This window comes from Helcococcus sp. KG196, assembly GCF_046035495.1.
GTDB lineage: Bacteria > Bacillota > Clostridia > Tissierellales > Peptoniphilaceae > Helcococcus > Helcococcus ovis.
The window spans coordinates 39,057-53,152 of sequence record NZ_JBFNFI010000013.1 but is presented as its reverse complement, the minus strand read 5'-3'; the positions used below and the strand labels follow the sequence as shown (position 1 = coordinate 53,152).

The following is a 14,096-nucleotide window of genomic DNA, read 5'->3' as shown; positions in this document are numbered from 1 at the left end:
TGGAAGAATGTTTAATCTCTTTAATTACTCTTACAATAGTAACCTTTGAGAATATCTCCTCTAAGAAATATAGGTCTATTAATGAATACATTTCTTTTTGTTATTATTAACATATTTATTTTTCCCAAACACCGTTAGAGTCCACATACCAGCCATTAATTGTTGTTGATTTAGCCATTTTACCATTACCTAATAGATAATACCATTTACCATTTGTATCTTTTACCCATTTATTTGTTGCCATGTCACCATTATTGTTGAAGTAATACCATGATGAGTAATTATTATCATAAAACCACTCATTTTTTGCCATCTTACCATTACCTAATAGATAATACCATTTACTATTTGTATCTTTTACCCATTTATTTGTTGCCATGTCACCATTATTGTTGAAATAATACCATGATGAGTAGTTATTATCATAAATCCACTCATTTTTTGCCATTTTACCATTTCCTGATAGATAATACCATTTACTATTTGTATCTTTTATCCATTTATTTGTTGCCATGTCACCATTATTGTTGAAATAATACCATGATGAGTAATTATTGTCATATAACCATTCTGTTTTAGCTAATTTGCCATTATTTTTTACAAAATACCATTTATCAGATACTTGCGACCAACTTTTTTTACTGTCTATTGATAGTAACCAGTTAAAGTATTCTTCTGGCTCTACTAATGGGTCATTTTTGTCATCTTCATAACGGCTTTTATAACTTAATACATTTACTTCTGATGGTCCATATCCGTCTGGTGCTTCCCATCTACCAAATCCATATCCTTGGATTGAATAATCATGAACAAATGCTAAGAAGTGTCCTATTTGACCATTATATTTAAGTTTTTCTTCGGGGATTGAGCCAGTGGCTACTTCTATTTTAAAACTACCACCTGCTTTTTCAATGGCTGCTAAAATTTCAGATTTAGTTACAGGTTTGTCAATTCCAAATTTTAATTTCAATACTAAGTCAAAGTTTTCTTTTTCGTCATCATGCCATCCTTTATATGCTGGAATCCATTCGTGTTTTTCGTAGTTAGTTGCTTGACCTTGGTATCTTGCCCATGCTATTTCTCCTGTATTAAACATTTCGGCATGTTCTTTATGTGTTTTATAGTATTCATTTCTAAAAGCTGATTCTAAATTGATTCTCTTATTTGTTTTTAATGGAGTATATCCTTTGCTTTTTCTAAAGTTATTTATCTCTACTAATTCTTTAGCAGCCCTTATTAAGTTATCTTTGTTAAATGATGATTTCTTATCATTCACATCTATTTTACTTAGGAATGCTTTGGCTTGTCCACTTTCATCTCTACTTGCTACATCATTTAATGTCATTCCAAATGCTTGTAAAAATTTTTCAGATTCAGTTTGTGCTTTTGCCTCTACTACTGTATTTCCTATTAAAGGACTTCCTACACTTGTTAAGATTCCAAATGCTAATAAGCAACTCACAAATCCTACTTTTAATTTTCTAATTCCACATTTTGGTTTTCTTTCAATTTTATTAAACATAATAATTTTATCCTCTTCTTATATTCTATGTTATTTTCTATCCATTCTGTTTTGTTTGGTGCCTCCAGATTTCAGACTACCTATTAACTAATGTATTCATTACAGTAGTAAATTGTCTACTCTCTTTCATACGCTCACTCTTAATTCTCAATATGGCATCTAGGTGTGATGCCAATACAAATGCTAATTCCTGTATCTTCACGTTTTTTGGCACTTCATACCATCCCCCCTCTACATTTATTTCTAATAGTTCCTCTTCAGGAATACTATTGATTACTACCTGTGTAGTTAATTCCGAAACAACTGGGTGAGTTGCTTTTACTATTTCTATCGGACTTTCTCCTTTAGTTATCTTATTAGGTTAATACCTATACGAAATTACATCATACTCAAACCATTATCGCCATCATTCTTATTGCTTGTTGGGTTAATACCTATACGAAATTACATCATACTCAAACACCCTCTATCTTATAAATACATTTATTGTCGGTTAATACCTATACGAAATTACATCATACTCAAACTCCAATCAAAGACACTACTTTTGGAATGTAAGACTATATGCTCTTGTCTTTTTTCATTTGAAATGTAATCACTTCTACCAACTACATTTGATATTTTTGTTTGTCTTGAATATACATTTGCCATAGTCCTAAACTCCTTTTTTTTAGTAAATAAAGTATATATTATTTACTAGCTCTTTGCAATAGCACAAATACACCCTTATGGATTTTCGACCTTCAGTCTCTATCCTATAAGGGTGTATTTACTTTAAATTATATAGTGAATAAGAAAACGTTGATATATATAATAAAGTATCATAATATATAAGTATAAAAACAAAAAAACAGGAAGAATAATATTACAAAATTAAAAAAGAAAATAGCTATGTTTTTAAGTGTGCTTATATTTACCTTAAGTTTTACTATACCAGGTGTATATGCTAAGAATAATTTTCTTACTAACAGTTCGAATGAAAAACATTTTATGAGAATGTACAAGAAATAAAAGAGTATTATGAAAAAATAGTAACGAAAGAAAATGCAGTAAATGAAATAAAAACATTATCAAACAGGAATTTAAACATAAAGAGAGAAGTAGAATCTATACAAAATAAAGGCTATGCTTTCGAAGACACTTATCAAGTATTAGAAGGTTCAAAAATGTTCTATTACTCAAATGAAGACAAATCAATAAATGGATTTATTGAAGTAAATTCTGATAATTATTTAGTTTATGAGTTTTCTTATGATTCAAAAGGTCAAATTGAGTCTGGTGTTTTAAGAGATTCAAATAAATCAGTTGAGTATGATAAAGATAATGGAATTACAAAAAAATCAAATAGCGAAACAAAAGTATCTTCAAACAAATTAAGAGTATCTGCTACTGCCTCATCTCAATACTCTAAACCAGATAAAAGAACAGTTTCATTTATTTGTGGACTATTGATGACTTATTCAGGTTGGTCACTAAATCAAATAGCTGCTTTAGTATTAAAAGGATTAGGAGCAGGACCTGTAGGATTGGGAGCTGTAGCTTTATTATTTACATTAGGTACAACTTACGCTTCAACTTATTGCTAATATTAGGAGAAACTAATGAAAAAAAACAGAAATGAACATATAAATATAAAAAAATTAGATATAAAAAAAACATTATTGAGTTTTAATATATTTTTATTTTTTGTTTTTATTTTTAGGATTATTATTGACAGAAACAAGTTTACAGACATAGTACCAACCTTTACAGCCATATTGTTAAGCGTAAATATATCTTTTTTAATAATTTATAATTTAATTATTAAAAAAAATTCTAAAGATGATGAAATTAAAAGTAATATTAAATTGATAGTGTTTTCAGCACCTTTAGTTGTTTTGTTAGGGATTTTATTTTTTAATATTTTTATAAAAGTAATGTAAAAATGAAGGGAGATTATTTCCTCTCTTCATTTTTTTTTATAATTCTTCAACATCAATCTGGCCATTTATATTCTCGATTACTTCTTCACGGTTTAATACCTATACGAAATTACATCATACTCAAACTATGCCATCTCCAAATTTCATGCCCGATTCGTTTAATACCTATACGAAATTACATCATACTCAAACTAGAAGAAAGTGAGATCAATATGGATAATAGTTTAATACCTATACGAAATTACATCATACTCAAACTATGCCATCTCCAAATTTCATGCCCGATTCGTTTAATACCTATACGAAATTACATCATACTCAAACCACTCCCTGCCGCAGCGTATCCTATATATGGTTTAATACCTATACGAAATTACATCATACTCAAACCATAACGCTTAACGAAGATAACTATCAATAGTTTAATACCTATACGAAATTACATCATACTCAAACTAAGTCACAAGCTATACCATGCACTTGATAGTTTAATACCTATACGAAATTACATCATACTCAAACTATAATTCCGCCATTTACTTGTGTATCAAAGTTTAATACCTATACGAAATTACATCATACTCAAACATCATTCTAAAAATTGCACCACTTCTTAATGTTTAATACCTATACGAAATTACATCATACTCAAACGCCGTATCTTTTAGATAGTTGACACAAATAGTTTAATACCTATACGAAATTACATCATACTCAAACTTGATATTCTCTTCTTTCCTCTGGTGTTAAGTTTAATACCTATACGAAATTACATCATACTCAAACGGGAGGAAGTATTGGAATATATAAAATTAAGTTTAATACCTATACGAAATTACATCATACTCAAACAAGGTTGCTTAGGAAATAACTCGTTTACAGGTTTAATACCTATACGAAATTACATCATACTCAAACAATTGTGCTACCCATAGAATCCCATTTTTTGTTTAATACCTATACGAAATTACATCATACTCAAACAACGTCGCGTTATATCTTTGTATCATCGTTGTTTAATACCTATACGAAATTACATCATACTCAAACGCGTGAAATTTACCATCTATCCAATCATATGTTTAATACCTATACGAAATTACATCATACTCAAACCGTTGGAAGAATTAATTCATGCTGCTAATCGTTTAATACCTATACGAAATTACATCATACTCAAACATAAAAATTGACTTGGGTCTAATATCAAGAGTTTAATACCTATACGAAATTACATCATACTCAAACGCATTTCTTGCAGTTTGCTTATTGGAGCTAGTTTAATACCTATACGAAATTACATCATACTCAAACGAACTTCTTCTATTTCTTCATCAGATAAATGTTTAATACCTATACGAAATTACATCATACTCAAACGAACTTCTTCTATTTCTTCATCAGATAAATGTTTAATACCTATACGAAATTACATCATACTCAAACATAAATCTGTACCCACTTTTCAAAAACTTGGTTTAATACCTATACGAAATTACATCATACTCAAACTTAATGCACCTTCAATATTTTGTTTTGCGGTTTAATACCTATACGAAATTACATCATACTCAAACAGTGAAATTAAAAGAGGAGAAAAATGTGAAGTTTAATACCTATACGAAATTACATCATACTCAAACAGCAATTCAGTAGTAAAAAATTTTTCTTTAGTTTAATACCTATACGAAATTACATCATACTCAAACACGTCATGTCTACAATATTTAATAGACTCTGTTTAATACCTATACGAAATTACATCATACTCAAACAACTCATTTCTTCTGAAAAAGCAATAACCTGTTTAATACCTATACGAAATTACATCATACTCAAACCTCAAATCCATGAGTGGTATCGACTCCATCACAAGTGGTAATCTCATATATGGTATAAATTATAAAATTCTACACAAATCATTATCAAATAAAATTTGATTTTTTATAATTTTATTATTCATATATATCTTATCATAATTTATAATCAAAATATTATTTTTCATTATAAAATCAAATAATAGATTAAACTCTTCATTACTCAAAAATTGTGTTAAATTTATAAATATAAAAATATCTACTCCAAAAACTTCTAAATACAATTTTAAATAATTAATCAAATTTTCAATATATGAACTATATTCATTATTTATTTTGATTCCAAAAGATTTTAATATATATGTAAAATCTACTTCATCATCTATTTCCAATGGTATTTCATATTCAAATATCAAATCTGAAATAAAGTTTTTTAACATTATATTATTTTGATAGTATTTATCTAAAAATATTTCACTTTTTGATAATAAAAATAAATCTTTAATTATTTTATTAATTATTTTCTTATCTTCAAAATTAAAGGTAGTAATATTTTCAATAAATTCAAAATTATTTATAATTTTTTCTTCTTCATATATATTTATATATTCATTATTTTTTATTCCTTCTATAACTTTTCTAAATTCATGTAAATTTTCTATAGTTATATTATAAAAATTTCCGTAATCAAGCAAATATGGTTCATTTAATAAATTATAAACTAAATTCATAACAAAATTACTCCTTTATCACTATCAATAATATCTGAACGTTTTACTCCTATTACATATTCCATAGATTGATATTGTTTTTCAGTAATAGCTATGAATTGAATCAAGCCTTCTTTTGGTTTATTCTTATATATCCTATCCTTTATAGTTCTTAAAGTAGTTTGGTTTAATAGTAATTTACAGTATACTGATTCCTGCATCATAAAAAAACCTTCTTTTATCAAAAATTTTCTAAAATTTCTATATTCTTTTTTATCTTCTAATGTTATATTAGGTAAATCAAAAAATAATAATATTCTCATAAATCTATAACTCATAATCAATAAACTTTATTAAACTTATATCTCCTGTTTCTATAGCTTCAAATAAACTCTTACAATATACTGTAATCGAGTTTAAGAAAGTATAATTTATTCCTTCAATTTTTACATTTTTTTCTAAAATATTTAATACTACACTCTTTTCAAATTTATCAAATTTTTGTGGCATATATTCAAAAACTACATTATCAACAATTGGACGTAAAATTTCCATGAAATCACTCGCCAAATTATAATAATTAAATTGATTATCATGAAATATTCCTAATTGAGTTAAATATCCCATTGAAACTATTTCTCTAGTAAAAATCGACAATAAAATTGAGTAACCAAAATTTAACATAGCATTTATAGGATGATCCATTCCCCTTGAAAAATCCTTACCAAATAATGTATTAAAATATACTTTAGCCGCATGTCCTTCTCTATTTGAAATATCTCCTAATTCTACTTCATCTATATATTTAGTTAATAAATTGTATGAATCATTATCTATAAATGATAGTACTCTTGCTTGATTAAATATTTTAAATTTAACCACTTCAGCCCATACTTTTTCTTTATTTTGTTTTTTCCATTTTATTTGTTTTTTTATACTAGCTACACAATTAAACTTATTATAATAATTAATAATTTCCCCAATAGGACAATGATCACTTCCAGAAAAAATTATTTTTACTTTATTTTCAATTAAAGACTCAATTAATGCAGTTGTAATTGAAACAGTTGTTGATTCAATAATTAATATAGCTATTTCAGGAATATGTATTTTATAAATTTCCTCTTTTCTAACAATCATATTATTTAATTTCAAGTCGAGTTTAGCTCGACCTGAAATTAAAACTGTTCTCCATCCCATTAGTTTATCCTTATTCTTTTTTCAAAAGCACCTGTAATTGATTTATTAATAATATAAATTTCATTTTTTAATTTTTGTGGAATTCTAGCCTTTCCCATATGTTTTCCTAATCCTATTGAACTTAAATCAGCTAATTGTAAAGTTTTATTGGTCAATTTAATTAAATTAACTAATAAATGACAATTATTTATATAATTATCTTTATTCAAATTATCAATATCAAATTTAGGCACATTAAGTCTTTTTGAGTATATTGAATGATCCAATTTTCTCTTGATAAGTCTTATATAATTTAAAATCATATACTTATCTTCCTCGTCAAATAAATCTGTTTTATATTCATTATATTTATTAAATTTATTGATTAATAATTTTATAACATAAGTATCATTTAATTTCCAGAACATTTGCATATTTGGCTCTAAGCTAAGCTGTTTATCAGTTTTGCCACTAATCAAATATCTAAATCCATTAAGTTCTATCTCTGTTTTATATTTAATTTTATCAATTATAATATTAGGTTTATCTAAACCTAATATAGAATCACAATAATTGATTAATTCACTTTTATTATTTTTAATTTTATTTGCAATATAAATCGGAACCATTTCTATACTTCTTACAATCTCATTCCTTACTACATGTTCAACTAAAAAGAAATAAGCTCCACTTATACTTTTATATCCACCATATTTAGTTACATCACATAGTCTTTCATTTTTCTTTAATGGTAAATATGAAGTTCCTTTCTTAATGTCATCTTTAGATACAATTGTTGCATTAAATAATTCTCCCTTTTGTTCAAAAGAATCGTTACTAAATAATACAGATGGTTTATTCAAAGTATCAATTATTTTTTTCTTGCCTTCAGCAACATCCCATATTTTTTCACCTTTGGAAAATTGGTCCCTTTTAAAAATATGTTTTATAGAATAATCTAATAAATTTTCTTTTCTATTATTTTTAATAAAATTCATAGGGTTTGATGTGAATTTTTTATTCCATACATCTCCGACAATAATATTTAAGAATGCATCATGAGCATGGTGTAAATCATTTAATTCTCTACACTTTAGAACTTCAAAATCTTTTCTTAATTCACTTGTTAATTCAGCTTTTACAGTAATTACTTTTGAATTAATATAATATTTTTCAAAAAGTTCTTTTACAACTTTTGTAGACTGTCTAGTTTCTACCAATTGTCTATTAATAAATCCTGCTAGCTCTTCATTTGTCAATTCTTGATTTCTATTTAATCTATCATATTTCTCTTTAGAAATAAGACCATTTTTTAGTAATCTATACCAATAATTTTTTATTTCTTCATTATTTCTAATTGAAGATGGTATTGGATATTTATCTCCTTTTACTGTTTGATTTAAATTTCTTTTTACTAAAACTAAATTATTTATAATTGAATCATCTTTTTTTAATTTTCTTGGAATAATATGATCTAAATCATACATATTTTTATCATAAATATCTTCTAAATCAATTTTTTCTCCAGAATACATGCATCTTCCCATTTGAGTAAAATATAAATATAACGCTCTATTTCTAAAATCAATATCATTAAAATTTTCTAATTCATTATATAATTTTCCATTTTCTTTTTTAATAGATTTATATAAATTCAATAATTGTGTTTTTCTTGAATCTTTTCTTTCTGGTTTTTCATCTTTTGATCTAGCTATTTCAATAAATATTTTATCGGGTTCTTTCCCTAATACTTTAATCAATTCTTTATTTATGTTAATAACTTGCCATATCATTTTCTTTACAGATGGAGATACATATAATGAATCGATTACACTATAATCTAAATTTTTAGGTAAGTTAGCTTGTCTAAGTTTATTTATCTTCGAAATAAAATCATAATTACCACTTAATATTTGCATAAAATTATCATTATTTTCTCTCATAAAATAAATAATCGTCCCAATTTGACCTGTTTCTAGTTCAGTTCCTTCTAGTCCATTTAATAATTTTTTAGAAAATCTTCCCCAGTCTTTATACTTTTTAGAGACTATTTCTTTCAGTTGTTTTTCACTTAAATTAGGATACTTTTCTCCAATTTTTTTAGTTAATAATTTTATATTACCCGTATGAATAGTAATTTGTTCAATTATATCTTCAACCATATTTATATTAAAATTATCACCTAATATATTTTTAAATTCTACATAAGAGCTCATATTTGCCTTAAGTTCAGTATCAATTCCCGTAAAATTTATTTCATTTGTTTTTTCTATATAATTATTTATAATTAAAAAATTCCTTATTTTTTTTAAAGTCACTTTAGAATATTTTTTATATAATTCGTCAATTATCTTTTTCTTTACATCAACTTGTAATGGTTGATTATTAATTTTAAGATTATTTAATTCATTTAGCACCATATACTCTTGATAAAGCAAAGATGATTTAGGTAAAACTTTCTCATTAGGTAAATAAGTACATTCATTAATCATTCTTTTTATAAATTCTTCTTCAGATTTATGTAAATCAACTACAGTTTCAAAATTCCAAGGCCTAATTTTTTCATTTTTATATTCTTCATTTTTAACTATCCAAGCATTTCCACCTTTATTTTTATGATAGTCATTTAATGGTCCTACATAATATGGAATTCTAAATTTAAATATCTTTTCAATCTTTTCAGCCCTAGTAAATCCATCTTCTTTTACTTCAAAAGATGGATAATCTAATAGTAAATTTTCTATTATTTTTCTTAGCTCAATTAAATGAACTTGATGAGGTATTACCGAATTAGTTGAAACGATTTGTTTTAATAGGAATTGCTCATTTTCAATTTTTGAAATAATATATAAATAATCTTTATCATTATTATCTACAATTTTATTTAATTCTTTTTTTATATAATTTATGAAATCTTCATAACTACATTTTTTTACAGGAAATATTCTTTTTTTATTATTATAATAGCCTAAATATGCTACATATCCTTTTTCATTAGATTTATCTCTAAAAATTTGATTATAAACTTTATTATCTGAATCATATTTTCTTATTAAATTTTTTAATAATTTTAAATCATTTTGATGGTTATTATAGGATTCAACTTTTGCATCAGATAAATATTTATGACCTTTTAGTATATCTTTTAATAAAATGAAATCATATATTGCTTTTAAATTAATAATTAATTCATATTTATATCCTAATAAATTTTCAAAATATTCTAAATTTTCTTGATATTTTTCATCAGAAAGTTCAAAATCAGTTTTTTTATCTTCTTCTACTTTCACTTTTATTTCATCATCATTAAATATATCCTTTACCTTAACTTTTCCTGATATTACAAGAGTAAAAATACTATTTAGTATTTTTATTTTAGTTTTATCTGATTTGTAATTAGGTATAATATTTTTTACTTTATTTTTCTTATCAGTCTTTTTTAATGAATTATCTAACAAGACAGTAAATATTTCATTATAAAAATCTTCATCTAAATTTATATCTAATTCTTCATTAATTATATTCATTAAATTATATAGATATGGTTTGTAATCTGTTATATTATTTAGTTCACCATCAATAAGGAAATGCCCCCTCTTCTTCATCATTTGATTAATTGCCAAAAAATATAACCTTATATCTTTTTTTTCAGAATGTTCTATTAAATCTTTTCTTAAATGAAAAATTGTTTTATATTTTTTAAAATATTCTTTATCAGTAAAATTCAAGTCATCAAACAATGAGTATTTTCCATTTATTTTTTTATCCTCTTCCCAATACTTACTTTCATCTAACCTCAAATAAAAATTTTTGTCTACTTTACTAATTTCTTCTTCGAAAATTTCCCTTAATAATTGGAGTCTCATTCGTTTCCTATCGTTACGCCTTTTTGAAGATCTAAAACCTCTTCTTTCTGCTGCCGTTTTAGCTTCAGAAAATAATCTTACACCCCATAAATCTTTACCTTTTTTTCTTATAAGGTTATAAACTTCATCAGTAACTGCCCATCCTACAGAATTTGTTCCAATATCTAATCCTAAGTAATATTTTCCCATTATTCCTCCTAATATAATAAAAACTTGACAAATAAAATTTTTTTTGAAATAATGTATACATAATCTTGTTAATACCTATACGAGATTACATCATGAGTTCAAATAAAAATTTATTCGAATCGCCCGCAGGGCTTGCATTGGCAAACTAAACAAATCTACGGATTTGTTTTTTTATTTTAAATACATTTCAAAAAACGTATATCATATTTATTATATAATATTCATTTATTTTTATCAATATAAATCTTTGCTCTCTTACCATAATATTCTTTATTTGTAACTTTAGCATATAATAATTTTTTTGCATACATTTTAAAGAGAAAAGATTATATTATCACTTTTAATAAATAACCTATTTCTATATTTTTTAATTATTCAATAAACTCTTCACTCATTTTACCATCAACAATTTTAAAAACTCTATCACAATGCTTTAAAAGTCTATTATCGTGAGTTACCATTATAGTTGTTCTATTTGAGTCTTCTGTAATTTCTTTTAGAATTTTTACTACATCCATTGCCCTATTTGTATCTAAGCTTGCTGTAGGCTCATCTGCTAATATTAAATTTGGCTCTGGGTATAAAGCTCTAGCAATAGCTGCTCTTTGTCTTTCACCACCAGATAAATCACCCGGATATTGATCTTTTCTATTGTAAATTCCAAATTTTTCCATTATTGATTTTGCTTTTTCCTTATTGTGTTTCGTTTTATTAAACTTATCAACTAACTCAAATTGTTCAGAAATTTTTAAAAATGGTACTAGATTTGAAGCTTGCAATATAAACCCAATTTTATCAAATCTTAAACTATTTCTATCTTTTTCATTCAATTCACTAATATCTTGTCCATTGAAAAATATTTTTCCATTTGTTGGCTTTTGTAATCCACCCATCATTGTAAGAAGTGTAGATTTTCCTGAACCTGATGGCCCAATTATAGCTACTAATTCTCCAGAATTAACTGAAAATGACGTTTCCTTTAATGCTTCTATTTTATCATTTCCATCTTGAAATTCTTTATTTACTTTTTCAAATCTTATTATTTCGCTCATTATTAACTCCTAATCTAACACTTCTAATGGATCAACTTTTGTTACACCTCTTACAGAAAATATTGCACCAACAAGTGAAATTACAACTATTATCAACGCTATTAATCCGTAAAATGTATAATTTGATTTAAATGGAACAGTCTTAGGTAAAAATATTTCTGAAACTAGATTTAATCCTAATCCAATTAATACACCTATCACACTTACTAAAAAAGTCTGATGAATTACAGATTTAGAAATATATAAGTTTGATATCCCCTGTACTTTCATTATTCCAAATGTTTGTTTCTTTTGCATTGTTATAATATACATAAAGACACCTAGTACTATAGTAGATATTAGTATTAGAAATCCTATCATTAGTCCAAATGTAAGTACTTGAGCTAAATATCCAGGAATCTCATTTATGAATTCGTCAATGCTTATTACATCATATTTTTCATTAGTTTTTAAATCATTTTCACCATGAACAATTATACCAGCAATTCTCTCAGGAATATTTTTCGTAGCACCCGAAGTTGCATCAGTTTTATCATCATTTGATTCAGCATCATGTTTTACAAAACTTAAAATGTTTGGTGATGATTCATTTAATTCTGTATAAATAACTGAAGAAACATTGTATTTTGATTCTTTTGTAAATCCAACTATTTCATACTCTCTATCATTCATACTTATTAACAGTTTGTCTCCAATTTCAAGTTTTTCTTCATCTTTAAGTGAAATTGAAGCTAGAACTTGATCTTTATTTTCAGGTTTTTTTCCTTCTATTATTTCAGGATAAGCCTTAGAATCTTGATTTAGTCCAATCATAGCAATGTTAATTGTATTTTCTTTAGATTCATTTGAATTTTTATATGCTACAACTCTTGCCAAATTTATTGGTGAAATATCATAATTCTTTAAATCGTCAAGTGCCTTCTTATCCATCATTGATGCTGATAAATTTGAATTTGTACCTGATTTTAATACAATTTTATTTGCATTCCACATTTCTACAGCTGTCACATTGTCTTTTGCAAGTCCATATGCTAAGCCAGTTAAGAAGAAAACTAGATATGAAATTAATACTACAATACATATAATTAAAACAAATCTACTTTTCTCTTTTTTCATTTCTTTTATTGCTAAAAACATTATCTCTCCTTATTAATTTTATATAATATATCACATATTATATATTAAGGAGTTGTATTTTACAACTATTAATGTTAGGATATATTTATAAAAAATTTATGAGGTATTTATGGATTTTATATGTTTTATTAATATGTTTTATAGATATGGCAAAAAACTTTTAGAAGAAATGTTGTCAGATAAAAATTTAAATATGCAAGAATTAATAGTACTTTTACTTATTAATGAATCAAAAGGGATTTTCCAAAGTAAATTGCTAAATTTTACCGCTCTAGATAAAGGAAATTTCTCAAAATTTTTAAGACAACTTGAAAATAAGGATTTGATTTATAGAGTTGCAAGTGAAGAAATGATTGGACAAAATATGTGTTATCTTACTAAAAATGGTAAAAAATTAATTCCTCATTTAAAAGACACTCTTGATAAATGGCAAAATTCACTTTTAGAAAACATAGAAAATGAAAAGGTTGAAAATTTTAATAAAGTATCTAAGTCAATTTCTGAAAATCTTATTGAAAAATTAAAAATAAAATGGTAAGACACTTTATTATCACAAAACTCCATCATTTTCAATCTTTCCTTTCATGGCAGGCTTTACAAAATATTTTCCCATTTATCATATTCTTCCCATATCTGGATATTTGATATTTTACTTATTTGCTTCTTCCCTGATTTTTATAAAAACAAGTAAAGGTTCTTATC

At 25.2% G+C, this 14,096-nt stretch carries 12 protein-coding genes and 1 CRISPR repeat array; of the genes, 3 read left to right on the top strand and 9 right to left on the bottom strand.

Annotated elements, in window-relative coordinates; all coding sequences use genetic code 11:
* Positions 1–115 precede the first annotated feature (115 nt).
* The 3 genes from ABGF45_RS06300 to ABGF45_RS06290 all read right to left on the bottom strand — a co-directional run bounded on the left by ABGF45_RS06300 (position 116) and on the right by ABGF45_RS06290 (position 2,173).
* Positions 116–1,522 (bottom strand): N-acetylmuramoyl-L-alanine amidase family protein, encoded by a 1,407-nt coding sequence (locus ABGF45_RS06300; RefSeq protein WP_134744280.1) that lies wholly within the window; start codon positions 1,520–1,522, stop codon positions 116–118.
* 76 nt (positions 1,523–1,598) lie between these two features.
* Positions 1,599–1,736 carry a hypothetical protein gene (locus ABGF45_RS06295; protein WP_167554089.1) on the bottom strand — a complete coding sequence of 46 codons (138 nt, stop codon included), beginning with the start codon at positions 1,734–1,736 and terminating at the stop codon, positions 1,599–1,601.
* Positions 1,737–2,032: 296 nt separating this feature from the next.
* Positions 2,033–2,173, bottom strand: a complete 141-nt coding sequence (locus tag ABGF45_RS06290; protein WP_167554090.1) for a hypothetical protein — start codon at positions 2,171–2,173, stop codon at positions 2,033–2,035.
* 515 nt (positions 2,174–2,688) lie between these two features.
* Here ABGF45_RS06290 and ABGF45_RS06285 point away from each other — a divergent pair.
* On the top strand, positions 2,689–3,108 hold the full coding sequence (locus tag ABGF45_RS06285; RefSeq protein ID WP_134710782.1) for a hypothetical protein: 420 nt from the start codon (positions 2,689–2,691) through the stop codon (positions 3,106–3,108).
* 15 nt (positions 3,109–3,123) lie between these two features.
* Positions 3,124–3,444, top strand: a complete 321-nt coding sequence (locus ABGF45_RS06280; protein ID WP_134710783.1) for a hypothetical protein — start codon at positions 3,124–3,126, stop codon at positions 3,442–3,444.
* A 90-nt stretch (positions 3,445–3,534) separates the two neighbouring features.
* A CRISPR array of direct repeats spans positions 3,535–5,285; the repeat unit is 36 nt; unit sequence GTTTAATACCTATACGAAATTACATCATACTCAAAC.
* A 59-nt stretch (positions 5,286–5,344) separates the two neighbouring features.
* On the opposite strand, the gene csn2 is transcribed toward ABGF45_RS06280, so the two are convergent.
* The 6 genes from csn2 to ABGF45_RS06250 all read right to left on the bottom strand — a co-directional run bounded on the left by csn2 (position 5,345) and on the right by ABGF45_RS06250 (position 13,394).
* The gene (csn2, locus tag ABGF45_RS06275) at positions 5,345–5,992 is read right to left on the bottom strand and encodes a type II-A CRISPR-associated protein Csn2 (protein ID WP_134711655.1); all 648 of its coding nucleotides are present in this window, start codon (positions 5,990–5,992) and stop codon (positions 5,345–5,347) included.
* Positions 5,989–6,294, bottom strand: a complete 306-nt coding sequence (gene cas2, locus ABGF45_RS06270; RefSeq protein WP_134711654.1) for a CRISPR-associated endonuclease Cas2 — start codon at positions 6,292–6,294, stop codon at positions 5,989–5,991. The genes csn2 and cas2 overlap by 4 nt, the downstream gene beginning before the upstream one ends.
* Positions 6,295–6,298: 4 nt before the next feature.
* Positions 6,299–7,171 (bottom strand): type II CRISPR-associated endonuclease Cas1, encoded by an 873-nt coding sequence (cas1, locus tag ABGF45_RS06265; protein ID WP_134711653.1) that lies wholly within the window; start codon positions 7,169–7,171, stop codon positions 6,299–6,301.
* On the bottom strand, positions 7,171–11,205 hold the full coding sequence (cas9, locus tag ABGF45_RS06260; RefSeq protein WP_134768848.1) for a type II CRISPR RNA-guided endonuclease Cas9: 4,035 nt from the start codon (positions 11,203–11,205) through the stop codon (positions 7,171–7,173). Before cas9 ends, cas1 begins: the two co-directional genes overlap by 1 nt.
* Before the next feature lie 371 nt (positions 11,206–11,576).
* A complete protein-coding gene (locus ABGF45_RS06255; protein WP_134711651.1) occupies positions 11,577–12,257 on the bottom strand; it encodes an ABC transporter ATP-binding protein in 681 nt (226 codons plus the stop codon).
* 9 nt (positions 12,258–12,266) lie between these two features.
* On the bottom strand, positions 12,267–13,394 hold the full coding sequence (locus ABGF45_RS06250; RefSeq protein ID WP_134711650.1) for an ABC transporter permease: 1,128 nt from the start codon (positions 13,392–13,394) through the stop codon (positions 12,267–12,269).
* A 109-nt stretch (positions 13,395–13,503) separates the two neighbouring features.
* Between ABGF45_RS06250 and ABGF45_RS06245 the strand changes: the two genes are divergently transcribed.
* Positions 13,504–13,932, top strand: coding sequence for a MarR family winged helix-turn-helix transcriptional regulator (locus ABGF45_RS06245; protein WP_134744522.1), 429 nt, complete (start codon positions 13,504–13,506; stop codon positions 13,930–13,932).
* Positions 13,933–14,096: the final 164 nt, after the last annotated feature.

Excerpts from the sequence above, each read along its gene's own strand:
- ABGF45_RS06300 (WP_134744280.1), bottom strand. The coding sequence starts at position 1,522 with ATGTTTAATAAAATTGAAAGAAAACCAAAATGTGGAATTAGAAAATTA.
- ABGF45_RS06290 (WP_167554090.1), bottom strand. The coding sequence starts at position 2,173 with ATGGCAAATGTATATTCAAGACAAACAAAAATATCAAATGTAGTTGGT.
- ABGF45_RS06285 (WP_134710782.1), top strand. The coding sequence starts at position 2,689 with ATGTTCTATTACTCAAATGAAGACAAATCAATAAATGGATTTATTGAA.
- ABGF45_RS06280 (WP_134710783.1), top strand. The coding sequence starts at position 3,124 with ATGAAAAAAAACAGAAATGAACATATAAATATAAAAAAATTAGATATA.
- csn2 (WP_134711655.1), bottom strand. The coding sequence starts at position 5,992 with ATGAATTTAGTTTATAATTTATTAAATGAACCATATTTGCTTGATTAC.
- cas2 (WP_134711654.1), bottom strand. The coding sequence starts at position 6,294 with ATGAGAATATTATTATTTTTTGATTTACCTAATATAACATTAGAAGAT.
- cas1 (WP_134711653.1), bottom strand. The coding sequence starts at position 7,171 with ATGGGATGGAGAACAGTTTTAATTTCAGGTCGAGCTAAACTCGACTTG.
- cas9 (WP_134768848.1), bottom strand. The coding sequence starts at position 11,205 with ATGGGAAAATATTACTTAGGATTAGATATTGGAACAAATTCTGTAGGA.
- ABGF45_RS06255 (WP_134711651.1), bottom strand. The coding sequence starts at position 12,257 with ATGAGCGAAATAATAAGATTTGAAAAAGTAAATAAAGAATTTCAAGAT.
- ABGF45_RS06250 (WP_134711650.1), bottom strand. The coding sequence starts at position 13,394 with ATGTTTTTAGCAATAAAAGAAATGAAAAAAGAGAAAAGTAGATTTGTT.
- ABGF45_RS06245 (WP_134744522.1), top strand. The coding sequence starts at position 13,504 with ATGGATTTTATATGTTTTATTAATATGTTTTATAGATATGGCAAAAAA.